This window comes from Streptomyces sp. UF-297, assembly GCF_058245575.1.
In genome coordinates, this window is sequence record NZ_JBSIBZ010000002.1 from 1 (window position 1) to 21,806 (window position 21,806).

General features: G+C 71.9%; 20 protein-coding genes. 6 read left to right on the forward strand and 14 right to left on the reverse strand.

The genetic code is table 11. The features are described 5' to 3' along the window. Positions 1-64: 64 nt before the first annotated feature. Complete coding sequence (gene nucS / locus AC4IJH_RS02140) at positions 65-727, reverse strand: endonuclease NucS (RefSeq protein ID WP_490849716.1); 663 nt, start codon at positions 725-727, stop codon at positions 65-67. Positions 728-974: 247 nt separating this feature from the next. On the opposite strand from nucS, the gene AC4IJH_RS02145 reads away from it, so the two are divergent. Then, positions 975-1,367 (forward strand): SCO5389 family protein, encoded by a 393-nt coding sequence (locus AC4IJH_RS02145; RefSeq protein ID WP_490849717.1) that lies wholly within the window; start codon positions 975-977, stop codon positions 1,365-1,367. Between the two features lie 115 nt (positions 1,368-1,482). Here AC4IJH_RS02145 and AC4IJH_RS02150 read toward each other — a convergent pair whose 3' ends face one another. Next, on the reverse strand, positions 1,483-2,511 hold the full coding sequence (locus AC4IJH_RS02150) for an LLM class flavin-dependent oxidoreductase (protein ID WP_490849718.1): 1,029 nt from the start codon (positions 2,509-2,511) through the stop codon (positions 1,483-1,485). A gap of 187 nt (positions 2,512-2,698) precedes the next feature. Between AC4IJH_RS02150 and AC4IJH_RS02155 the strand changes: the two genes are divergently transcribed. After that, positions 2,699-3,016: an Rv1322 family protein gene (locus AC4IJH_RS02155; RefSeq protein ID WP_490849719.1), complete on the forward strand. Its 318-nt coding sequence runs from the start codon at positions 2,699-2,701 to the stop codon at positions 3,014-3,016. Positions 3,017-3,039: 23 nt separating this feature from the next. Here AC4IJH_RS02155 and AC4IJH_RS02160 read toward each other — a convergent pair whose 3' ends face one another. From AC4IJH_RS02160 to mce, 7 genes are all read right to left on the reverse strand, one after another. Next, positions 3,040-3,987 (reverse strand): ABC transporter permease, encoded by a 948-nt coding sequence (locus tag AC4IJH_RS02160; RefSeq protein WP_490849873.1) that lies wholly within the window; start codon positions 3,985-3,987, stop codon positions 3,040-3,042. A 299-nt stretch (positions 3,988-4,286) separates the two neighbouring features. Beyond that, complete coding sequence (locus AC4IJH_RS02165; RefSeq protein ID WP_490849720.1) at positions 4,287-5,501, reverse strand: ABC transporter ATP-binding protein; 1,215 nt, start codon at positions 5,499-5,501, stop codon at positions 4,287-4,289. Between the two features lie 134 nt (positions 5,502-5,635). Further along, on the reverse strand, positions 5,636-6,409 hold the full coding sequence (locus AC4IJH_RS02170) for an ABC transporter permease (RefSeq protein WP_490849721.1): 774 nt from the start codon (positions 6,407-6,409) through the stop codon (positions 5,636-5,638). 2 nt (positions 6,410-6,411) lie between these two features. Next, complete coding sequence (locus tag AC4IJH_RS02175) at positions 6,412-7,428, reverse strand: ATP-binding cassette domain-containing protein (protein WP_490849722.1); 1,017 nt, start codon at positions 7,426-7,428, stop codon at positions 6,412-6,414. A 132-nt stretch (positions 7,429-7,560) separates the two neighbouring features. After that, on the reverse strand, positions 7,561-8,499 hold the full coding sequence (locus tag AC4IJH_RS02180; RefSeq protein ID WP_490849723.1) for a cellulose-binding protein: 939 nt from the start codon (positions 8,497-8,499) through the stop codon (positions 7,561-7,563). A 114-nt stretch (positions 8,500-8,613) separates the two neighbouring features. Beyond that, positions 8,614-12,882 carry a polarized growth protein Scy gene (gene scy, locus AC4IJH_RS02185; protein ID WP_490849724.1) on the reverse strand — a complete coding sequence of 1,423 codons (4,269 nt, stop codon included), beginning with the start codon at positions 12,880-12,882 and terminating at the stop codon, positions 8,614-8,616. Between the two features lie 200 nt (positions 12,883-13,082). Continuing rightward, positions 13,083-13,511 (reverse strand): methylmalonyl-CoA epimerase, encoded by a 429-nt coding sequence (mce, locus tag AC4IJH_RS02190; protein ID WP_490849725.1) that lies wholly within the window; start codon positions 13,509-13,511, stop codon positions 13,083-13,085. 215 nt (positions 13,512-13,726) lie between these two features. Here mce and AC4IJH_RS02195 point away from each other — a divergent pair, with 215 nt between their 5' ends. Next, entirely contained in the window at positions 13,727-14,929 is a 1,203-nt protein-coding gene (locus tag AC4IJH_RS02195; protein WP_490849726.1) for an acetyl-CoA C-acetyltransferase, read from the forward strand. Between the two features lie 90 nt (positions 14,930-15,019). After that, positions 15,020-15,976, forward strand: coding sequence for a methylmalonyl Co-A mutase-associated GTPase MeaB (meaB, locus tag AC4IJH_RS02200; RefSeq protein ID WP_490849727.1), 957 nt, complete (start codon positions 15,020-15,022; stop codon positions 15,974-15,976). 119 nt (positions 15,977-16,095) lie between these two features. Here the strand turns inward: meaB and AC4IJH_RS02205 are convergent, their stop codons facing one another. Continuing rightward, positions 16,096-16,749 carry a PepSY domain-containing protein gene (locus AC4IJH_RS02205; protein ID WP_490849728.1) on the reverse strand — a complete coding sequence of 218 codons (654 nt, stop codon included), beginning with the start codon at positions 16,747-16,749 and terminating at the stop codon, positions 16,096-16,098. A gap of 116 nt (positions 16,750-16,865) precedes the next feature. Here AC4IJH_RS02205 and AC4IJH_RS02210 point away from each other — a divergent pair, with 116 nt between their 5' ends. Together AC4IJH_RS02210 and AC4IJH_RS02215 are read left to right on the forward strand one after the other, a co-directional pair. Beyond that, positions 16,866-17,528 (forward strand): response regulator transcription factor, encoded by a 663-nt coding sequence (locus tag AC4IJH_RS02210; RefSeq protein ID WP_490849729.1) that lies wholly within the window; start codon positions 16,866-16,868, stop codon positions 17,526-17,528. Then, positions 17,521-18,933 carry a sensor histidine kinase gene (locus AC4IJH_RS02215; RefSeq protein WP_490849730.1) on the forward strand — a complete coding sequence of 471 codons (1,413 nt, stop codon included), beginning with the start codon at positions 17,521-17,523 and terminating at the stop codon, positions 18,931-18,933. Before AC4IJH_RS02210 ends, AC4IJH_RS02215 begins: the two co-directional genes overlap by 8 nt. Before the next feature lie 137 nt (positions 18,934-19,070). On the opposite strand, the gene AC4IJH_RS02220 is transcribed toward AC4IJH_RS02215, so the two are convergent. From AC4IJH_RS02220 to AC4IJH_RS02235, 4 genes are all read right to left on the reverse strand, one after another. Beyond that, positions 19,071-19,547, reverse strand: coding sequence for a MarR family winged helix-turn-helix transcriptional regulator (locus AC4IJH_RS02220; protein ID WP_490849731.1), 477 nt, complete (start codon positions 19,545-19,547; stop codon positions 19,071-19,073). Positions 19,548-19,652: 105 nt separating this feature from the next. Then, the gene (locus AC4IJH_RS02225) at positions 19,653-20,426 is read right to left on the reverse strand and encodes an AIM24 family protein (RefSeq protein WP_490849732.1); all 774 of its coding nucleotides are present in this window, start codon (positions 20,424-20,426) and stop codon (positions 19,653-19,655) included. Further along, the gene (locus AC4IJH_RS02230) at positions 20,423-21,073 is read right to left on the reverse strand and encodes an AIM24 family protein (protein ID WP_490849733.1); all 651 of its coding nucleotides are present in this window, start codon (positions 21,071-21,073) and stop codon (positions 20,423-20,425) included. The genes AC4IJH_RS02225 and AC4IJH_RS02230 overlap by 4 nt, the downstream gene beginning before the upstream one ends. Continuing rightward, the gene (locus AC4IJH_RS02235; RefSeq protein WP_490849734.1) at positions 21,073-21,711 is read right to left on the reverse strand and encodes an AIM24 family protein; all 639 of its coding nucleotides are present in this window, start codon (positions 21,709-21,711) and stop codon (positions 21,073-21,075) included. Before AC4IJH_RS02235 ends, AC4IJH_RS02230 begins: the two co-directional genes overlap by 1 nt. Positions 21,712-21,806: the final 95 nt, after the last annotated feature.

Consider the following 21,806-nt stretch of genomic DNA (forward strand, 5'->3'; position numbering starts at 1 on the left):
GCCCGCCGCCGCGGTGATGAGCCACGGCGGCGGGCCGCTGTCGGTGCTGCTGGGTGCTGCGGGGTCAGAACAGGCGCAGCTTGTCGTCCTCGATGCCGCGCAGCGCGTCGTAGTCCAGGACGACGCAGTCGATGCCGCGGTCGGTGGCCAGAACGCGGGCCTGGGGCTTGATCTCCTGGGCCGCGAAGATGCCCTTCACGGGCGCCAAGTGCGGGTCGCGGTTGAGGAGTTCGAGGTAGCGGGTGAGCTGCTCGACGCCGTCGATCTCGCCGCGCCGCTTGATCTCGACGGCCACCGTCGCGCCGTCCGCGTTGCGGCACAGAATGTCCACGGGGCCAATGGCAGTGGGGTATTCACGCCGAATAAGCGAGTAGCCCTCGCCGAGCGTCTCGATCCGGTCGGCCAGCAGCTCCTGGAGGTGGGCCTCCACGCCGTCCTTGATGAGGCCGGGATCCACCCCCAGCTCGTGCGAGGAGTCGTGCATGATCTCCTCGAGCGTGATGATCAGCTTCTCGCCGCCCTTGTTCTCCACCGTCCACACATCGCCGTCCCCCTCCTTGAGGGAGCAGGGCGGGGACATCCAGTTGAGAGGTTTGTAGGCCCGGTCGTCCGCGTGGATGGAGACAGAACCGTCCGCCTTCACCAGGATGAGGCGTGGGGCGGATGGGAGGTGGGCGGTGAGCCGGCCCGCGTAGTCCACGGAGCAGCGGGCGATGACGAGACGCATGGTGCGCCACGCTACTCGACCGAGGGCACTCGGCGCGATTCGCCCCCGGATCGCGGTGCCTTTAAGGGGGAAACCGGCGCACCCCCGGCGTCCGCCCATGGCCGGTTGTATACGCAATCTCCTGGTGCGGCCCCGGTGCGCGGCATACCGTTGAAGCAGGGGGTCGTGGTACGGACACGCTCCGTCAACGGCCCCCTTGTCCCATTCCTTAGGCCCTGCCCAGGTGGGGCCGCGAGAGGAGAACCTCATGTCGCTCGACGTCTCACCGGCCCTCCTCGAACAGGCCGAGCGAGGCGAGGTCGACGAAGCAGCTTTTGTCGACTGCGTCCGGACCTCCTTGCCGTACGCATGGGGGATGATCAGCTCGCTGGTGGCCCAGCTGAAGGTGGACGGCGGTCAGTTCGCCGACAACCAGACGCCGCCGCCGGACGAGCAGGCGCGAGGCCAGTTGCTGCGTGCGCTGGCGAGTGACGCGATCCGCGGTTCGCTGGAGCGTCACTTCGGCGTGCGCCTCGCTTTCCAGAACTGCCATCGGGTCGCGGTCTTCCCGCTCGACCCGTCGGTGGACGACCGGCTGGCGAAATTCACCTCCATCAGGGGTCAGCTGTTGAACCAGTCGCCTGAACTGCGGGACTGCTGAAAGGAGTTGCTGCCGCTGCACACGCGGGTTGTGGCGCCACCGGTGCCAGTGTGTCAGCGGCAGCACCCCGCCGGGACCGAGCGGGTCGGTATCCGGGCAGCGGTGGCCCGCGGCCTTACGTGAGCAGCGGCAGGACGTCCTGGCCCAGCCGCCGTACGTTCTCCTCGGTGGCCGTCAGATCGCCGGAGCCCTCCGCCAGCAGCGCGAAGCGGGTGATGCCCGTGCGCTCGGCACAGGCGGCGAGCCGGTCCGCGCACAGCCGCGGGGTCCCCACCGGATGCAGCCCGCACAGCAGCTCCGTATAGGCCAGCGGGTCGCGCATGGCACGATGGCGGCCGTCGACCGTGACATGCGCGTCCAGGCCGCGCCGCAGCCAGCCGGGCATCGCCTTCGCCAGCGTCTCCGCCGCGTCCCGGCGCGCATCGGCGATCTGCACCACGCCCGCGGAGACGTGCTCGGCCGAGGCGATGTCGTGCGGGTCGTGCCCCGCCTCCAGCGCGCACCTGCGCCACAGCGCGACCATCTCCGCCTTGTCGTCGTCCCCGCAGTGCATGCCCAGCAGCATCGGCAGCCCGCGCTCGGCGGCCAGCCGCACGGACGAGGGGGACGTACAGGCCACGATCACCGGCGGCCCGCCGGGCCCGGCCAGCGACTCCTCGGGGCGCGGGACCACCGCGACCTCGCGGAAGCGGAAGCGCTCGCCGTCCGCGCCCACGCGGGGCTCGCGCAGCCAGCGCAGCAGCAGATCCAGCGACTCCGGGAAGCCGTGTTCGTACGCGGCCAGGCCGGCGCCGAAGACCTCCAGGTCCACCCACGGCCCGCCGCGGCCGACGCCGAGCGTGAAGCGCCCGCCGGAGGTGAGGTGCAGCAGCGCGGCCTGTTCGCCCAGTGCCACGGGATGCGCCGTCGGCAGCACGCTGACCGCGGTGCCGACGCCGATCCGCTGGGTGCGCCCCAGCAGCAGCGCCGCCAGGGTCGTCGCCGACGGGCACACGCCGTACGGGACGAAGTGGTGTTCCGCCAGCCAGACCGAGTCGAGCCCGGCCTCCTCCGCGACTTCCGCGGAGCGCACCGCCCTGTGCAGTGCTTCCCCCTGTCCCTGGCCCGGGAACTGAGCGGCCAGGATGAATGCCCCAACGCGCATCGCTCTTCTGCCTCCTCGCAGCCGACGCGACATCCCCCTAACGGCAATAACGTCTGACACGTGCCAAAGGCACGGCCTGCGGCGAACTTTCCCGATGATCGCAGCATTGCGGTAGGCAGCGTCTACCCGAGGTCGGGCCGCGTAGGCTGACAGCGGACTGTGACCCGCCGATTTCCCGAGGTGCCCTGTGTCTCCGCGTCGAAACCGCCCGCGCGGCGGTGAGAAGCCCACCGACCGCGCGAGCGGGGAGCGCTACGGACTGGAGCGTACGGAACTGTGGCGCGGTGAGGACTGGATGGTCCGCCATATTGGGGGCGGTGCGGCGGCCAAGCACTACCGCTGCCCCGGCTGCGACCAGGAGATCCCGCCCGGGGTGCCGCACGTGGTCACCTGGCCCCAGCACGGCGACGTGGACGACCGCCGCCACTGGCACAAGGCCTGCTGGAACGCACGGGACCGCCGGAGCGCACGGCTCCAGCGGTCCCGGAACGCGCCCCGTTACTGAGCGCGTGAAACGGCGCGTGTGTGCTACACGTCGCGCTTGAGGAGGGCGGCGTAGGCGCCGCCGAGCCCGGCGGCGGCGAGGCCGCCGACGATCCACAGGGGCTGCCAGCCCGACGGGCCGCTGTCGGTCACGGCGTTGCTGTACATCGTGCCGAGCTGGCTCGGGATGGAGTACTCCAGCAGGAACTGCTGGATGTCCGCGAGGCTCTCGCCCTGCATGAAGATCGCCAGCACCAGCGGGAGCAGGTACAGGCCGATCATGGCCGTGATGGCACCCGCGGAGTGGCGCAGCATGGCGCCGAGGGCGAGCGCCACCAGGCCGAGCGCCGCCACGAAGAGGCTGACGCCGACCGTCGCCTTGATCCATTCACCGCCGGTGGGCGTCGGCGTGCCCTCGATGCCACCGAGCATGGCGTTGTCCAGTACCGCGACCAGAGCGGTTGTGACGAGTGAGACGACGAAGGTCACGCCGAAGAAGACGATCGCCTTGGCGGTCAGCACGCGGGCGCGGCTGGGGCAGGCGGTCAGGGTCGTACGGATCATCCCCGTGCCGTACTCCGAGGAGATGACCAGCACGCCCAGCGTCAGGACGCAGATCAGGCCCAGCATCATTCCGAAGGTGCCGAAGCTGAGCGGCGAGGCGCGGAGCTCGGTGACGCTGCCCGACACGGTCGCCGCAGCCAGCAGGCCGATGCCGAGGACAAGAAGGATCATCGACCCCAGCGTCCACATCGTCGAGCGCACCGAGCGGATCTTGGTCCACTCCGAGGCCAGGGCGTGGCCGAGGTGGGTGCGGCGGATCGGGATGGGGGAGACGTAACTGTCGCTCGCCGCCTGCCAGTTGGCCGGGGGCTGGGCCTGGCCCTGCGGCTGCTGGGGCGCCTGCTGGGGGTAGCCCTGCAGACGGGGGTCGGCCTGCGGCGGCACCGGTGCCTGCTGGGCCCGGTCCGGTGCGCCCTGCGCCTGGAGCATCATCGTGCCCGCGTCCTGGCGCTGCGGCGGCGCGGCCGGCTGCTGCTGGGCCTGGAGCATCATCGTGCCCGCCTCGCGCGCCGGGGCCGGGGCGGCCACGGGTTCGCCCTGCGGCCGGGGCTGTCCTTGCGCCTGGAGCATCATCGTGCCCGGCTCCTGGCGCGGGTCGACGGGGGCGGCGGGCTGCGCGGGAGCCTGCGGCGGCTGCTGCGCCTGGGGTGCCTCGGCGGGAACCGGCAGCTGGGCGGGCACGGCGTCGTTCGGCTCGGGCTGCGGCGCCTGCGGCTGCTGAGGGCTGGTCATCGGGCGTCCTCGCTGTGGGGCTGGGTCGTGTCGGCGGGGGCGGGGGCGGGTGCGGCGGGCGCTGCCACGGGCGGCTGCGGCTGCCCGTACGGGTTGGGCTGGGCCTGCGGTACGGGGGCGCCGTGCGGCGCGGCCGGCGGGTAGCCCTGGCCGGGAGCCTGCTGCGCGTACGGATTGGGCTGACCCTGCGCGTACCCCTGGGGGACCTGCCCCTGCGGCAGCTGCTGGTGCGGGGCCCGGCCCTGCTGCGCGTACCCGGCGGGGACCTGCTGCTGGAGGCCCGCGCGCAGGTCGGCCGTGGAGCGGTAGTCCACGGCGTTCTGCGTCAGCTGCATGTACGCCTCCTCCAGGGAGGCCTGGTGCGGGGAGAGCTCCCACAGCCGGATGCCGGAATCGTGCGCCAGGTCGCTGATGCGGGGCAGCGGCAGCCCCACCACGCGCAGCGCTCCGTCCTCCTCCGGCACGACCTGGCCGCCGGCCTCGCCGAGCACCGAGGTCAGCTTCTCGCACAGCTCGGGCTCGGTGTCGGGGGTACGGACCCGCGCGAAACCGGCGGAGTTGGCCGCGATGAAGTCCTTGACCGACATGTCGGCGAGCAGCTGGCCACGGCCGATGACGATCAAGTGCTCGGCGGTGAGCGCCATTTCGCTCATCAGGTGCGAGGAGACGAAGACGGTGCGGCCCTCGGAGGCCAGTTGCTTCATGAGGTTGCGGACCCACAGGATGCCCTCGGGGTCCAGGCCGTTGACCGGCTCGTCGAACAGCAGCACCTGCGGGTCGCCGAGCAGCGCGGCGGCGATGCCCAGGCGCTGGCCCATGCCGAGCGAGAAGCCCTTGGAGCGGCGCTTGGCGACTTCCTGGAGGCCGACCACCCCGAGCACCTCGTCCACCCGGCGGGCGGGGATGCCGGAGAGCTGGGCGAGGGAGAGCAGGTGCTGGCGCGCGCTGCGGCCGCCGTGCACGGCCTTGGCGTCCAGCAGCGCGCCCACCTGGCGCGGGGCGTTGGGAAGACGGCGGAAGGGGTGGCCACCGATCGTCACCCGGCCCGAGGTCGGGGCGTCCAGCCCCAGGATCATGCGCATGGTCGTCGACTTGCCGGAGCCGTTGGGCCCCAGGAAGCCGGTGACGGTCCCCGGCCGCACATGGAACGACAGGTTGTATACGGCCGTCTTGGCGCCGTAGCGCTTCGTCAGGCCGACTGCCTCGATCATTCTCCGCCCCTCGCGAGATGGTCGGGGCAGAGGACCCCTCGTGCCCCCGTAAGAGGTAGGAGGTTATCCAGAGGTTGACGGTTCCCGTCAAAACGGAGCAAAGGATGGGGCCGTACGGACAGTCGGGTCCGCGGTCAGGCGTCGCGCTTCTTCAGCAGCGCGAAGCCGCAGACCAGTACGACGGCCGTCCAGGCCACCATGATCGCCAGTCCGCCCCAGGGCCCGTAGGGGACGTCGTCGTCGACCGGGCGCACCACCTGCATGATCTTCTGGCCCGCCTGGTCCGGCAGGAAGCGGCCGATCTTCTTCGTCGCCGAGACGTTGCCCAGGATGTTGGAGATGAGGAAGAAGAACGGCATCAGGATGCCCAGCGAGAGCATCGGGCTGCGCAGCATCGCGGCCACGCCCATCGAGAAGACCGCGATCAGCGTCATGTAGAGCCCGCCGCCGAAGACCGCCCGCAGGACGCCCGGGTCGCCCAGCGACGCCTTGTGCTCGCCCATCATCGCCTGCCCGACGAAGAACGTCAGGAAGCTGGTGGCCAGTGAGACGGCGAAGGCCAGCACGGTGGCCACCGCGATCTTGCTGAACAGGAACGTGCCGCGCTGGGGCACGGCCGCCAGCGAGGTGCGGATCATGCCGGTGCTGTACTCGTTGGACACCACCAGCACGCCGAAGACGATGATGGCGAGCTGCCCCAGCCCCATGCCGGCGAAGCTGATCGCGGTGGGGTCGAAGGCGAGCCGGTCGCGGTCCGACATCTTGTCGAAGTCGTTCTTGGCCAGCAGGCTGATCAGCGCGCCCATGGCGACGGTGATCACCACCGCGATGCCCAGCGTCCACACCGTGGACCGCACCGACTTGATCTTGGTCCACTCCGACCGTACGACCTGGGAGACGACCGCCATGCTCAGGCGCCCTTCTTCTTGTTCTGCCAGTCCGCGCCCCATGTGCCCGCCTGGGAGGGCGAGTTGGGCGGCGCCGCGCCCTGGGGCCGTGACGGGTCCGGGTGGTGGGGGGTGTCCGAGTGCGCGTGGTACTCCACCGACTCGGCGGTCAGCTGCATGAACGCCTCCTCCAGGGAGGCCTGTTGGGGGCTGAGCTCGTGCAGCACGAGCCGGTGCTGGGCGGCCAGCTCGCCGAGCCGGTCGGCCGGCACCCCGTCGATCTCCAGCGTGCCGTTGCCGGCCGCCACCGCCGTGACCCCGGCGCCGTGCAGCACATCCAGCAGCCGCTCCTGCTCGGGCGAGCGCATCCGTACGTAGGAGCGCGAGTTCTGCCGGATGAAGTCGGCCATCGAAGTGTCCGCGAGCAGCTTCCCCTGTCCGATGACGATCAAGTGCTCGGCGGTGAGCGCCATTTCGCTCATCAGGTGCGAGGAGACGAACACCGTACGTCCCTGGGCCGCCAGCCCCTTCATCAGATTGCGGATCCAGTGGATGCCCTCGGGGTCCAGCCCGTTGACCGGCTCGTCGAACATCAGGATCTCGGGGTCGCCCAGCAGCGCGCCGGCGATGCCCAGGCGCTGCCCCATGCCCAGCGAGAAGCCCTTGGCGCGCTTCCTGGCGACCGCGCCGAGGCCGACGGTGTCCAGCACCTCGTGGACCCGGGCGCGTGGAATGCCATTGCTCTGCGCCAGACACAGCAGGTGGTTGAAGGCGCTGCGTCCGCCGTGCATGGCCTTGGCGTCCAGCAGCGCGCCGATATAGGTGAGCGGGTCGCGCAGCTGCCGGTAGTGCTTGCCGTCGATCCGGACCGTACCCGCCGTCGGGTTGTCCAGATCGAGCATCATCCGCATGGTCGTGGACTTGCCGGCGCCGTTGGGGCCGAGGAACCCGGTGACGATGCCGGGGCGCACGGTGAACGTGAGGTGGTCCACGGCCGTCTTCTCGCCGTACCGCTTGGTCAGCCCCTCGAGCTCGATCATGTCTTGCACGCTAAGCGCGCATGCGGCCTCCCGCCACCGGAGCGGGGCCCTCCCCTCATACGCACCCGCCCGCCTCCCTCGTAAGGGGGCGGGCGGGAAAATCTCCGCGGCCCGACGGCCGCAGCGGCCGCGTCAGCGGCCCTGCTGGGCGGGCACTCCACGGGAGATGGGCTCCTCGTCACCGGGGACACCGGCCGCCGCCACCGCGGCACCGGTGAGCGTCGCCAGCATCTCGCGCACGTTGGTGAGCTGGGCGTTGATGCTGTCGCGGCGGTTGGTCAGCGCCGCCAGCTCGCGCTCGGATTCGCTGCGGATACGGTCCGCCTTGGCGTTGGCGTCCGCCACGATGTCCTCCGCCTGGCGCTGCGCGGTCTCCACCGTCTGGCGGGCCCGGCGCTCGGCGTCCGTGCGCAGCTTCTCCGCCTCCAGGCGCAGCTGCTCGGCGCGGTGCTCGATCTCGGCGAGACGCTTCTCCGCCTTGGCCTGGCGCGAGGCCAGGTCGCGCTCGGACTGCTCGCGGCGCTTGGCGAGGTTGGTCTCGAAGTCGGCCGCGGCCTGGGCGGCCTTGGCGCGGGTCTCCTCGAAGAGGGAGTCCGCCTCCTCGCGCTTGGACTGCGCGTCCTTCTGCGCCTCGGCGCGCAGCTGGGAGGCGTCGCCCTTGGCCTTGTCGACGATCCGGGCGCCCTCGTCCTCCGCCTTCGCCTTGCGCTCGGCGGCGAACTGCTCGGCGTCGTTACGGACCTGCTGGGCGGCCGACTCGGCCAGCTCGCGGTGCTGCTCGGCGGCCCGGCGGGCCTCCTCGCGCAGGTCCTTGGCCTCCTCCTCGGCGAGACGGAGGATCTTCTCCACACGGGCACCCAGACCCGCATACGACGGTTCGGCATCGTTGACCTGTGCCTGGGCGTTCTGCGTCTCGAGGTGCAGCTCCTCGATCCGCTTTTCCAGCGAGGTGATACGGGCCAGTGCGCTGTCACGGTCGGCGACGAGCTTCGTAATGCGGTCGTCCACCTGACCGCGGTCGTACCCACGCCGCACGAGCTCGAAGCCGAAGGGGGAGGAAGTGTCGCTCATGGGGTTCCTGTCGAAAGAGACCGGTGAGGTGATAAGTGGAATCCTAGGGGCCGAAGCGGCGTGTCATCGAGTCATTGCCCGTTAGATCTGGAGAATGACCCCTCGTTTGAGTGGCTAGCCATCAGACTGCTTGCCACTCGAACGAGTTGCACCCGCGCCTGCGGCGGCCTTGACCCCGCCGTCCTTGGCGCCCGGCACTGATCCCGATGTCGGCGCTTCGAAAGATTCCAACGCCTCCAGCACGTCCTGGACACGGGAAATCTCCGCATTGATGTCCTCCCGGCGGCGTACGAGCACCTCCAGCTCGCGCTTTCCCTCCTCGACGATGCGGTCCGCTTCCTGCCGAGCCTCGGTGCGCAGGCGCTCGGACTCCCGTACCGCCTCGGCCTTCTTCTGCTCCGCCTCCTTGAGCAGTCCCTCCGCCTTCTTCACCGCGGCGATACGCACCTTGCTCGCCTCGCTGTTGGCGTCCGAGAGCAGCTGCTTGGCCTTGCCCTCGGCCTCCACCTGCTGCGCGGTGGCCTGCGCGATGAGCTTGTCCACCCGCTCGCCCGCCGACTTCATCGCCTCGGAGGACTCCCGGCGCGCCCGCTCGTGCAGCTCCTCGACCTCGGACTCGATACGGACCCGCAGCTCCTCGGCGCGGTCCCTTATGGCGGTGGCGTCCCCGCGCGCCTCGCTCAGCATGGTGTCCGCGTCCGTACGGGCCTTCTCCACCATGGAGTTGCCCTCGGACGTGGCCTCGGCCACGATCCGCTCGGCCTCCTTGCGGGCCGCGCCGACCATCGTGTCGGCCTGCTCCTCGGCCGCCGTCGCCGCCTTGAGCGCTTCCTCCTGCGCCTTGGCGACGAGCTGGTCGGCCTGCTCGGCGGCGTCCGCGCGGCGCTTGGCCGCGTCCTTGCGCGCCTCGTCCAGCGTGCGCTCGCACTCCTCCTGCGCCTCGGTGCGCAGCCGCTCGGCCTCCTTCTCGGCGGCCTCCTTGACCTTGGCCGATTCCGTACGGGTGCGGGTGGCGTGTTCCTGCGCGGAGGTGATGGTGTCCGCGGCCTCGCCGCGCATCCGGTCCGCCTCGGCGGTGGCCGTGGCGATCATGCGGTCGGCCTGCTCACGGGCGTCGGCCCGGGTGCGGTCCGCGTCGCGCTCGGCCTGCGCGCTGGCCTCGGCCGCCTCGGTGCGCAGCCGCTCGGCCTCGGTGGCGGCCTCCGAGATCAGCGTGTCGGCCTGCTCGGCGGCGTCCGAGCGCGTCTTGTTGGCGTCCTTGCGCGCCTGGTCGCTGGTGCGGTCGGCGTCCAGCCGCGCCGTCTCCAGGACCCCCTGCGCCTCGGCGCGCAGCAGCTCGGCCGCCGTGTTCGCCTCGGCGAGCAGCTCCTCGGCCTGCCGCTCGCCGTCGGCCCGCAGCCGCTCGGCGGCCTCCTGCGCCTCCTGGACGGTGCGCTCGGCGTCCGACTGGGCCGACGAGGTCAGCTCGGTGGCCTCCTCGACGATCCGCTCGGCCTCCGTACGCGCCTCGGCCACCAGGCGGTCGGCCTGCTCGGCGGCGTCCGTACGGATGCGGTTGGCGTCCTCGCGCGCCTCGGCGCGGGAGCGGGTGGCGTCCTGCTCGGCCGAGGCCAGCGCGTCGGAGGCGTCCGTCCGCAGCTGCTGCGCCTTGGCGGTGGCGTCCGCGACGAGCTTCTCGGCCTGCGCGGTGGCCTCCGCGATGAGCTCGTCGGCCTGCTCGGCGGCGTCCGTACGGGCCTTGCCCGCGGCCTCGCGCGCCTCGTCCAGGGTGACCTGGGCCTCGGTGCGCAGCCGCTCGGCCTCTTCGAGGGCATCGGTGACCGTGCGCTCGGCCAGCGCCTTGGCGGCCTCGGACTCCTCCTGCGCCTCGCGCCGGATCCGGGTGGCGTCCTGGGAGGCGCGCTCGCGCTCGGCGTACGCGTCGGCCCTGACCCGGTCCGCCTCTTCCTGCGCCTCGGTCTTCGTACGCTCGGCGGAGTGCTCGGCCGCGGAGCGCAGCCCGGCGATCTCCTCCTCGGCCTGCTCGTGCAGCCCGGCCACCGCCTCGCGCACCTGCTGGGCGGTCTGCTCGGCCGCGGCGACCAGCTCGGCGGCGCGCCGGTCGGCCTCCTCCACCAGCCGCTCCGCCTCGGCCTGCGCCTCGCTCACCCGCGTACGGGCCGAGGCCAGCAGCTCCTCGCTCTGCTCGTGGGCCTGGGTGCGCTCCTGGTGGGCCTCCTCGCGCGCCTCGCCGACCAGCTGATCGGCCTCGCGGCGGCGCCTGGCGGCCTCCTCCTGGGCGGCGGCCAGCGCCTCGGCGGCCTCGGTGCCGGTCCGCTCGGCGGCGGCCGCGGCCTCGGCGCGCACCCGGTCGGCGGTCTCCTGGGCCTCGGACTTGATCCGCTCGGCCTCGGCGGCGGCCTCGCTGCGCAGCCGTACGGCCACCGACTCGCCCTCGGCGCGGGCGCCGGCGGCGTCGGTGGCGGCCTCCTCGCGCAGCCGCTCGGCCTCCTCCTCGGCCTGCTGGGTCAGGGTCCGCAGCCGCTCGGCCGACTCGGCCTTGAGGCGGGCGGTCTCCTCCTGGGTCTCCTTGCGCAGCCGCTCGGCCTCCGCGCGCGCCTCGCGCAGCGCCTCCTCGGCCGCGCCGACCTTGTCCTCGGCGTCCGCGCGCAGCCGGGCCAGCTCCGCCTCGGCCTCGGCGCGGCGCTCGCCGGCCGCCTGCTCGGCCTCCTCGCGCAGCCGCTGCGCGGCCTGTTCCGCCTCGGAGGCGACGCCCGCAGCGGCCTGCTCGGCCTCGGCCCGCAGCTCCTCGGCCTGCGCCCTGGCCTGCTCCAGCGCCTCCTCGGCCTGCTCGCGCAGCGCCGCGGCCCGCTCGGCCGCCTCCGAGCGCACCCGCTCGCTGTCCGCCGCGGCGCCCGAACGGGTCTCCTCCGCATCGGACTTGGCCTTGGTCAGCAGCTCCTCGGCGGTCCCGGCCGCCTCCTCGATCTGCTGCACGGCCTCGCGCCGCGCCTCGGAGCGGATCCGCTCGCCCTCGGCGACCGCCTCGGCCCGCAGCTGCTCGGCCTCGCCGCGCAGCCTGCGCGCCTCCTCCTGCAGCTCGACCGTCTTGGCGCGGTACTCCTTGGTGTCGTCCTTGGCCGCGCCCTTGAGCTGCTCGGCGGTGTCGTGCGCGGCGCCCAGCAGCCGGTCCGCCTCGGCCTCGGCCTCCTTGCGGACCCGCTCGGCCTCCTCGGCGGCGGCCTTGGTGGTGGCCTTGGCGTCCTCGGAGGCCTTGGTCAGCATCTCCTCGGCGCTACGCGCCGCCTTGGCCAGCTGGGCCGCGGAGTCCTCGGCGGCCTGCGAGCGCGCCGACTCCTGCGCCTCGGCGACCAGCCGCTCCGCTTCGGTACGGGCGTCCGCGCGCAGCTGCTCGGCCTCGGCCCTGAGCGCGTCGGCCTCCTTGGTGGCCTCGGCCACCAGCCGGGCGATCTCCGCCTTGGCCGTACGGGTGCGCTGCTCGTTCTCCGACTCGGTGGCCGACAGCCGCTTGGTGGCGCTGAGCTGTGCTTCCTCCACCAGCTTGTCGGCCTGGGCGCGCGCCTCGCGCAGCGCGGTGTCGGCCTCCTGCATCCGCTGCTCGGCGGTGCGGGTCAGCTCGGTCGCCTGGCGGCGGGCCGTCTCGGACTCGGTGGCCGCCGACGTACGCAGCTGCTCGGCCTGGTCGGTGGCCTCCTGGGCCTGCGCGGAGGCGGCGTTCAGCAGCCGTTCGGCGTCGGTGCGGGCCCGGCGCAGGATCGCCTCGGCCTCGGCCCGGGCGCTCTGCGCCTCGCTGCCCAGGCGCTCGCGGGCCTGCTCGGCCAGCCGCTGCGCCTCGGCGCGGGCCCCGGCCAGGGCCTGCTCGGCCTCCGCCCTGGACTCCTCCATCAGGCGGCGGGCCTGGGCCTCGGTGCGCGCCCGCAGCTGCTCGGCCCAGGCGACGTTCTCGTTGACGTGCGACTCGACGGTCTGGCGGCGCTCGTTGAGCTCCTCGTCCAGGCGCTGGCGGCGGGCCACCGCCTCGGCGTGCAGCTCGGACTCCAGACGGGACTGCCGCTCGGCCTGCTCCTGGAGCAGGCGCTGGGTCTGCGCCCGTGCCTCGCGCAGCTCGCGCTCGGCGTCCGCACGCAGCTGGTCGGCCTGGATCTGGGCGTTGCGCAGCAGCTGCTCGGCCTGGTGGCTGACGTTGTCGTACGCAGGGCGGGCCGCGAGGTTGCGGCGCGCCTCGTGGAGCTTGGCGCGCAGCACCTCGACCTGATAGCCGAGGTCGTCGGCGTGCTGGACGGCCTTTTCCCGCTCTTTCTTCAGCCGCTCCATCTCGGCTTCGAACTGCGAGAGGTGGTCGGCCTCAGCCCACTCACGTTCGTGGCGCTCGTTGCCCCGCACTGCGCGGTCCCATCCGTCCCCTGGTCATGGTGGCGGCCGACTCCGTTCCTGACTCATACGGCTCCCGCGTTGGTCGCGCTGGAGCCGTACTGGAGCTGACCCTTCCGAAGAAATGGTGTCAGATCATCGGCAGAGTAGGGACCGAGCCCCAACCCGTACCCCGGCCGAGGCTGCACTCTACCGGCCGGGGAAGGTAAAGGTCAGTGCTCCGTCGCGGCCGTGACCAGTTCGGTGAGCACGCCGTGGCAGTCCTTGGGGTGAAGGAAGGTGATCCGGGAACCCATCGACCCCGTGCGGGGCTCTTCGTACAGAACGCGCACTCCCTTTTCGCGGATGTCCTCGGAGTCGCCGTCCACATCCGCCGTGCCGAAGGCGATGTGGTGGACGCCCTCGCCGTTCTTGGCCAGCCACTTGCCCACCGCGGAGTCCTCGCGGGTGGGCTCCAGCAGCTGGAGGTAGGAGGCGCCGCCGTCCGAGGTCTCGTTGATCTTGAGCATGGCCTCGCGGACGCCCTGCTCCTCGTTGACCTCGGTGTGGAAGACCGTGAAGCCGTAGGTCCTGCGGTAGAACTCGACGGTCGCGTCGAGGTCGAAACAGGCGATCCCGATGTGGTCGATTCGCGTCAGCATGTGTCCAGTGCACCGCTCGTATGCGCGGTTACGCAACGTGCGCGCGATCACACCCACTGCCCGGTGACCCGGCGCGTACCGCTCAGTACATTGACGGGAACCCTCGTTAACTTCGTTGACGGGACCCCTCGTTTGACGTCAGTGGCGCACGTGACATTCGCGACGTCACCGGCGTGGACCCCTCGACAACTTCCCTGCACAGGAAGGGCCGCACCATGAGTGGCACGAACGGCAGCACCTCTGTGATCGTCGCGGGAGCGCGCACTCCCATGGGCCGTCTGCTGGGGTCCTTGCGGACCTTTTCCGGAGCCGATCTGGGCGCGGTGGCCATCAAGGCCGCACTGGACCGGGCGGGTATCGGCGGCGACCAGGTGCAGTACGTGATCATGGGGCAGGTCCTCCAGGCGGGTGCCGGGCAGATTCCCGCCCGGCAGGCGGCGGTCAAGGCCGGCATCCCGATGAACGTCCCCGCGCTCACCGTCAACAAGGTGTGCCTGTCCGGGCTCGACGCGATCGCGCTGGCCGACCAGCTCATCCGGGCCGGCGAGTTCGACGTGGTCGTGGCCGGCGGCCAGGAGTCCATGACCAACGCGCCCCACCTGCTGCCCAAGTCCCGCGAGGGCTACAAGTACGGCGCGGTCCAGATGCTGGACGCCATGGCGCACGACGGCCTGACCGACCCCTTCGAGGGCATCGCGATGGGGGAGTCCACCGAGAAGCACAACACCCGGTACGGCATCGACCGGGCGCCGCAGGACGAGTTCGCCGCGCTCTCCCACCAGCGGGCCGCCGCCGCGCAGAAGAACGGCCTGTTCGAGGCCGAGATCACCCCCGTGGAGATCCCGCAGCGCAAGGGCGAGCCGGTCCTCTTCAGCAAGGACGAGGGCATCCGCCCCGAGACGACGGTGGAGTCGCTGGGCCGGCTGCGGCCCGCCTTCGCCAAGGACGGCACGATCACCGCGGGCACCGCCTCGCAGATCTCCGACGGCGCGGCCGCCGTCGTGGTCATGAGCAAGGCCAAGGCGCAGGAGCTGGGCCTGGAGTGGATCGCGGAGATCGGCGCGCACGGCAATGTCGCCGGGCCCGACAACTCGCTGCTGCCGCAGCCGGGCAACGCCATCAAGCACGCGCTGGGCAAGGAGGGCCTGGACGTCGAGGACCTCGACCTCTTCGAGATCAACGAGGCGTTCGCGGCCGTCGCGGTGCAGTCAATGCGGGACCTGGGGGTGTCCCCGGAAAAGGTGAACGTCAACGGTGGCGCGATCGCGCTGGGGCATCCGATCGGCATGTCCGGCGCGCGCATCGTGCTGCACCTCGCGCTGGAGCTGAAGCGGCGCGGCGGCGGTGTGGGCGCGGCGGCGCTGTGCGGCGGCGGCGGACAGGGCGATGCGCTGATCATCCGGGTACCGGGCAAGTAGGGCCGGGAGCCGACCGCGCGGGCCGGCCAGGACCGGGTCGGCCCGCGCGGACGATGGACGTACGAAGCGACGTAAGGGAGCTGGGCAGCGATGGTGGACGTCCCCACACTGGTCGAGCAGGCGCGCGAGGGAAAGCCGCGCGCGGTGGCCCGGCTGATCTCACTGGTGGAGGGGGCGTCGCCGCAGTTGCGCGAGGTGATGGCGGCACTCGCCCCGCTGACCGGCTCGGCGTACGTGGTCGGGCTGACCGGCTCCCCCGGGGTGGGCAAGTCGACCACCACCTCGGCGCTGGTGACCGCGTACCGCAGGATCGGCAAGCGGGTGGGCGTGCTGGCCGTGGACCCCTCCTCGCCCTTCTCCGGCGGCGCGCTGCTCGGTGACCGGGTGCGGATGTCGGAGCACGCCTCGGACCCCGGCGTCTACATCCGCTCCATGGCCACCCGCGGCCATCTGGGCGGGCTGGCCTGGGCCGCGCCCCAGGCGATCCGGGTGCTGGACGCGGCGGGCTGCGACGTGGTGCTGGTGGAGACGGTGGGGGTGGGGCAGTCCGAGGTGGAGATCGCCTCGCAGGCCGACACCTCGGTGGTGCTGCTGGCGCCCGGGATGGGCGACGGGATCCAGGCCGCGAAGGCGGGCATCCTGGAGATCGGGGACGTCTACGTCGTCAACAAGGCCGACCGGGACGGCGCGGACGCCACCGCGCGGGAGCTCAACCACATGCTGGGGCTGGGCGAGGCGCGCTCCGCGGGCGACTGGCGCCCGCCCATCGTCAAGACGGTCGCGGCGCGGGCCGAGGGCGTGGACGAGGTCGTCCAGGCGCTGGAGAAGCACCGCGCCTGGATGGAGGAGCGGGGCGTCCTGGCCGAGCGGCGCCGCTCGCGCGCCGCGCGCGAGGTCGAGACGATCGCGGTCACCGCGCTGCGCGAGCGCATCGGCGACCTGCACGGCGACCGCCGCCTGGACGTCCTGGCCGACCGCATCGTCGGCGGCGAACTCGACCCGTACGCCGCCGCTGACGAACTGGTCGCGGGCCTGACGGAGTCCTGAACCTCCCGTGCGTGTCCGCGTCGTGGAGGCGGGCCCGGCACGATCCGGCCCCTCCGGCGTTCGAGGACGAGCCCGGCGACAGCCCCCGGCCGTCCCGCCGGGGGCACGCGGCCGGCCCGTCAGTCGTCGTACCCGTCGTTGTCGTTGTCGTCGCGGTCCGACGCCGGTACGGCGCTCACCTTCGCCGAGTTCAGGTCGACGTTCAGCTTGTGCTCCTTGCCGTCCTTGGTGACCGACTCGACCTCCCACACGGCCGTGGAACGGTGGTCGTCGTCCAGGTCGACGGAGGTCACCGTGCCGTAGGACGTGGCGGCGGTACGGGCCGCCCGCGCGGCGTCGACCTGGGTGCCCTTCAGCTCGGCGCGGGCGCGGTCCTGCCCGTGGTCGTCGTGCCCGGTGCGGGTGCCCAGCACCTTCGCGTTGCCCGCGTCGACGGTGATCTCGTGCCACTTGCCGTCCTTGCCGAGCACGTCCACGTCCCAGACCAGGCCGGGGTCGTCCTCGTCGAGGTCGATGCCGGTGACGGTGCCGGGGACGGACTTCAGCGCGGCGGCCGCGGCGTCGGGCGCGAGGACCTTGGCGGCCCGCGCCTCGACGAGGTCCTCATGGGCGTCGTCGTCCTGGACGCGTACGGAGGACGTACCCGGCTGCGCGGAGGAGGCGGAGGGGGACGCGGCGGTGCCGGAATCTCCCGTGAGCGCCACGGCGGTCGCGGTGCCACCGGCGATGAGTGCGGCCGCGGCGACCCCGGCGATGACGATGTTGCGCTTCATGGTTCTCCCCGATCGAAGGGTTGCGGTCTGTCGGTGTCCACCGTCGCGCGGCGAAGCTGAAGGCAGCCTGAAGGCGCCTGAAGAGTCCTTCAGGGTGGGGGTGGCAGGCTGGCCCCATGCGTCTGTTGATCGTGGAGGACGAGAAGCGGCTGGCCCTGTCACTGGCCAAGGGGCTGACGGCCGAGGGGTACGCGGTCGATGTGGTGCACGACGGGGTGAGCGGGCTGCACCGGGCGGGTGAGGGCGACTACGACCTGGTCGTGCTCGACATCATGCTGCCGGGGATGAACGGCTACCGGGTGTGCGCGGCGCTGCGCGCGGCGGGCAACGAGGTGCCGATCCTGATGCTGACGGCCAAGGACGGCGAGTACGACGAGGCCGAGGGTCTCGACACGGGCGCCGATGACTATCTGACCAAGCCGTTCTCGTACGTGGTGCTGGTGGCGCGGGTCAAGGCGCTGCTGCGGCGGCGCGGGCGCAGCGCCCTGCCGGTGCTGCGGGTCGGCGAGCTGAGCATCGACCAGGGGGCGCGGCGCGTCGAGCGGGCGGGCGCCGAAGTCACGCTGACCGCAAAGGAGTTCGCGGTGCTGGAGCAACTGGCGCTGCGGGCGGGCGAGGTGGTGTCCAAGGCGGAGATCCTGGAGCACGTGTGGGACTTCGCCTACGACGGCGATCCCAACATCGTCGAGGTGTATGTGAGCGCGCTGCGGCGGAAGTTGGGGCCAGGGGCGATCGCCACCGTGCGCGGCGCCGGGTACCGGCTGGTGCCCGGTGCGTAGGGTCTTCGGTTCCGTACGGGCCAGGGCCGCGCTGGGCGCGACGGCCGTGGTGGCGCTGGCGCTGGTGGTGGCCGGGCTGGCCGTACTGGCCGTGCTGCGCGACAACCTGCACGGCCAGGCGGGGCTCCAGGCGGAGGTCGCCGCGCGCGAGGTCGCCTCCCAGATCGCCACGGGCGCGCCGTACCACAAGCTCGAACTGCCCGACGGGGACCGGCCCGTGGTGGTCCTGGACGACGACGGGAAGGTGCTGGCGGCCGGCGAGGACGTCCAGGCGGTGGACGGGAAGCCGGTGGTGCTCGGCTCCTCGGGGCCGGGCCGCGGTGGGCACGGCGACGACGAGGACAGCGACGACCGGGACGCCGAGGACGGGGTCGAGCCCGGCGAGGTGGAGGACAAGGCCCATCTCGCCGACGGCACGGCGCTCGTCGACGGGCGCGCGGGCGACTACCGCTTCGCCACCCTCAAGGCCAAGGACACCAAGGGGGAGAAGGCCGTGGTCCGGGCGGGCGCGCCGCTGGCGTCCGAGCGCGCCGCGGTGGCGTCGGTGCGCGGCGCGATGCTCGCGGGGCTGGTGCCGCTGCTGCTGGTGGTGGCGGGGGTGACCTGGCTGGTGACGCGGCGGGCGCTGCGCCCGGTGGAGGGCATCCGCGGCGAGATGGCGGCGATCACGGCCAGTACGGATCTGTCGCGGCGGGTGCCCGAGCCGGGGTCGCGGGACGAGATCGCGCGGCTGGCCCGTACCACCAACGAGACGCTGGCGGCGCTGCAGACGTCGGTGGAGCGCCAGCGGCGGTTCGTCGCGGACGCCTCGCACGAGCTGCGCAGCCCGATCGCCAGTCTGCGCACCCAGCTCGAAGTGGGCGTGGCCCACCCGGAGTTGCTGGATGTGCCGGGCGCGGTGCAGGACGTGGTGCGGCTGCAGCACCTGGCGGCGGATCTGCTGCTGCTGGCGCGGCTGGACGCGGGGGAGCGGCCCTCACCGGCGCGGGTGGACCTGGCGGCGCTGGTGCGCGAGGAGGTCTCGCAGCGGGTGGGGGACCGGGTGCCGGTCGAGGTCGACGGGGCGCAGGGCGGTGAAGTGGCCGGGTCCCGCGGCCAGTTGGCGCGGGTCGTGGGCAATCTGCTGGACAACGCGCAGCGGCACGCCCGCAGCGCGGTGCGGGTGGAGGTGGCGCGCGAGGGCGAGTGGGCCGTGCTGCGGGTGGCGGACGACGGGGCCGGGGTGCCCGAGGGCGAGCGGGAGCGGATCTTCGAGCGTTTCGTACGGCTGGACGACGCCCGGGCCAGGGACGACGGCGGGGCGGGCCTGGGCCTGGCCATCGCGCGGGATGTCGCCGAGCGGCACGGCGGCACGCTGCGCGCGTGCGACGGCGCGGTCTTCGAGCTGCGGCTGCCGTCCGTCTGAGCGCTGCGCCGGCAGCGCGGCCGGGACCCCGCGGGCCGCCGAGGGCCGGTCGCGCCCACGCGGCGGAGCCGCATACCGGCACGGCCCCGCGCCCCTTGGGGGCACGGGCGAACCGCACCGGACGTCCATCACAGCGCTCAGGGCCTGCCGCGGCGGCCTCGCAGGTGTTCGGCGACCGGGGTCAGGGAGGTGCGCAGCGCTTCGAGGTCCTCGGCGGAGAAGAGGTCGATGAAGTGCTTGCGTACGGATTCGACGTGGTGCGGGGCGACTCGGCGCATGGTGTCCCAGCCCTGGTCGGTCAGGACCGCGAACAGGCCCCGGCGGTCGGACTCGCAGCTCTCGCGGCGGACCAGGCCCGCGTTCTCCATGCGGGTGATCTGGTGGGACAGCCGGCTCTTGGACTGGAGGGTCGCGGCGGCCAGGTCGCTCATCCGCATCCGCCGGTCCTCGGCCTCGGAGAGGTTGACCAGGATCTCGTAGTCGTTGTTGGTCAGGCCGAACGGCTGCAGATCGCGTTCGAGCTGGTGCATCAGCAGCCTGCTGACATCCAGATGCGTGCGCCAGGCGCGCTGCTCCTGGTCGGTCAGCCAGGGGGTGTCGCTCTCGGTCGTCATGGAAGAATTCTACCCGTGAAAGTTGAATGGTGAATTAGTCGCGCCAGGGCGGCGGCTGTGACGACGTTGGTCAGGCGTTCGAAGTCACCGTCCGCAGACTACCGCTCACAGCCCGAAGCGGCGCTGGAGCCCCCCGAGCTGTCCGGGCAGTTGAGGCAGTTGTGAGCCACCTTGCGACGCCGTCTGCCCGCCTCCCGGTACGCCCGCTTCGTTCGGAATGTCCCCCGTGGTCTGCTCTGCCATCAGCTGCTCGGTCGACTGGAGCAGGACCGTGCCCGCCCCCACGAACTCGAATTGGTGCTCCTCGCCCGAGGCGCCTCCGATGCCCGTGTGCGCGCGCAGGCCGCCGAGGAAGCCGCGCAGGTACTGGTGGTCGTAGTGGTGGCAGGGGGAGGGGCAGTCGGCCCAGCCCACCAGCGCCTGGGGGTCGACCCGGATCGGCGGTTCCATGAAGACCACCGGCCCGTTGGAGGCCGCCACGAACTTGCCCGTACCGATCAGCGTGAGAAAGCCCGGAATGATCGACTGCTTCAGCGAAAGAGATGGCTGAAAGGCGAGCAAGTTGCCCGAGCGAATGGTCAGGTTGCCGTCTTCGAGGTCGAAGGAGTTGACGTCGAAGGCCCGGTCTGCAAGGACCATCTTCCCCTGGCCCTCGGCCACCACCCAGTCCGCGGCGTGCAGTGGCGAATGAAAACTTCCGGCGATCAGCCGCTCCAGCCGGCCGTGTCCGATGCCGTGGAAGTCGATCTGCCCGTAGTAGGCGACCATCTTTCCCTTCTGCAGGAACCACTGGCCGTTGAGGTCCACGCTGAAGGCGTACGGATTGACGTTGTCGTCGGCGGGCAGGGAGTGGACGTCGTGCACTACGGGACCGGTCACAGCTTTTCCTCCGACGCCTGTACGTAGACGGTGCCCTGGCCGGACAGCTCCAGTTGGAACGCCTCGCCGGAGCCGCGGCCGACCATGTCCCGCCAGCCCAGGGCGGTGGACAGCTTGTTGCGCACCTCGCCGCGGTGGGCGACGTAGGCCTGCGGGTCGACATGGACGGGGCGGTCCTGGGTGATCGGCAGCTCGATCACGCCGCCGTGGGCCATCACCGCGACCGAGCCATGGCCCTTGAGCGTGGTGGTGAACAGGCCCTGCCCGGTGACCTGGCCGCGGACCATGCCCATCACGCCGCCCTGCGAGCCCATGAACATCGTGCCCTGCTGGAGGGAGCCGTCGAAGGCGAGCAGCCGGTCGGCCTCGACGTAGAGCGTCTCGCCGGTCAGGTCCACGACGTGGATGTGGTGGCCGCCGTGCCCGAACATGACCGTGCCGCTGCCCTCGACCGTCATCAGGGGAGCGGCCTCATTGGCGATGCGGCGGCCGATCATCGAGGTGATGCCGCCCTGCCCGCCCTGGATGTTGGGGGTGAAGCCGACCTCGCCGCGGTAGGCGAGCATCGCCCCGCGCTGGCTGAACATCCGCTGTCCCGGGACCACTTGGGCCTGCACCATGCGGGAGTTCACAAGAGTGAAGGGCATCAGATGTCGCCCCCGATGGTGTTGCGCTCGCTGGGCTGCACGTACACCAGGCCCTCGCCCTCGAAACGGATCTGGAAGGCCTCACCGGAGCCCTCCCCGATCAGTGTGCGGAAGTTCACGCCGGACTGGAAGTGCTGCTTGAGGTCGCCGGTGTGCGCGACGTACGCGCCCGGGTCGACCTGCAGCGGGGTCTGTTTGGTGACCCGCAGCACCACGGCGGGGCCGTCGGAGACGAGCGCGGCCTGGCCGCTGCCCTCGACGGTGGTGGTGAACAGGCCGTTGCCCTGCGAGGAGCCGCGCAGCCCGGTGAAGGTGGTGCCGGTGCGCAGCGTCGCTTGCGTGCACAGCAGGTTGGAGGCCTCCACGTACAGCTTCTCGCCGGTGAGCTGGACGAGGTTGATCTCGCTGGCGCGGTCGGCGAAGTAGCAGGTGCCGTGGCCCTTCACCTCCATCACGGCCATCTGCTCGCCGGTCAGGCGCCGGGTCACCATGCCGCGCAGGCCCTCCCCGCCACCGGTCATCTTCTTGAACGTCATCCGGCCGTCGTACGCGACCATCGCACCGTTCTTCGCCTTGACGGCGTCGCCGGTCATGTCGACGGCGAGCACCTTGCTCCCCTGGAGCCGAAAGTGAGCCACTCCCCGAAGGTAACGGGCTTCGGGACCCCTGAACAGTGATCCTTTGGGCGCCTGTAACAATGGGGAGGCCCTTGTGAAGTCATGCACAAGCTGTA

Bases quoted from the DNA above. Each gene is read 5' to 3' on its own strand.
- AC4IJH_RS02165 (WP_490849720.1), bottom strand. From the start codon at position 5,501: ATGATCGAGGCAGTCGGCCTGACGAAGCGCTACGGCGCCAAGACGGCC.
- AC4IJH_RS02170 (WP_490849721.1), bottom strand. From the start codon at position 6,409: ATGGCGGTCGTCTCCCAGGTCGTACGGTCGGAGTGGACCAAGATCAAG.
- mce (WP_490849725.1), bottom strand. From the start codon at position 13,511: ATGCTGACGCGAATCGACCACATCGGGATCGCCTGTTTCGACCTCGAC.
- nucS (WP_490849716.1), bottom strand. From the start codon at position 727: ATGCGTCTCGTCATCGCCCGCTGCTCCGTGGACTACGCGGGCCGGCTC.
- AC4IJH_RS02220 (WP_490849731.1), bottom strand. From the start codon at position 19,547: ATGACGACCGAGAGCGACACCCCCTGGCTGACCGACCAGGAGCAGCGC.
- AC4IJH_RS02205 (WP_490849728.1), bottom strand. From the start codon at position 16,749: ATGAAGCGCAACATCGTCATCGCCGGGGTCGCCGCGGCCGCACTCATC.
- AC4IJH_RS02175 (WP_490849722.1), bottom strand. From the start codon at position 7,428: ATGATCGAGCTCGAGGGGCTGACCAAGCGGTACGGCGAGAAGACGGCC.
- AC4IJH_RS02150 (WP_490849718.1), bottom strand. From the start codon at position 2,511: ATGCGCGTTGGGGCATTCATCCTGGCCGCTCAGTTCCCGGGCCAGGGA.
- AC4IJH_RS02145 (WP_490849717.1), top strand. From the start codon at position 975: ATGTCGCTCGACGTCTCACCGGCCCTCCTCGAACAGGCCGAGCGAGGC.
- AC4IJH_RS02195 (WP_490849726.1), top strand. From the start codon at position 13,727: ATGAGTGGCACGAACGGCAGCACCTCTGTGATCGTCGCGGGAGCGCGC.
- AC4IJH_RS02210 (WP_490849729.1), top strand. From the start codon at position 16,866: ATGCGTCTGTTGATCGTGGAGGACGAGAAGCGGCTGGCCCTGTCACTG.
- meaB (WP_490849727.1), top strand. From the start codon at position 15,020: ATGGTGGACGTCCCCACACTGGTCGAGCAGGCGCGCGAGGGAAAGCCG.
- AC4IJH_RS02160 (WP_490849873.1), bottom strand. From the start codon at position 3,987: ATGCTCCAGGCGCAGGGCGCACCGGACCGGGCCCAGCAGGCACCGGTG.
- AC4IJH_RS02230 (WP_490849733.1), bottom strand. From the start codon at position 21,073: ATGCCCTTCACTCTTGTGAACTCCCGCATGGTGCAGGCCCAAGTGGTC.
- AC4IJH_RS02180 (WP_490849723.1), bottom strand. From the start codon at position 8,499: ATGAGCGACACTTCCTCCCCCTTCGGCTTCGAGCTCGTGCGGCGTGGG.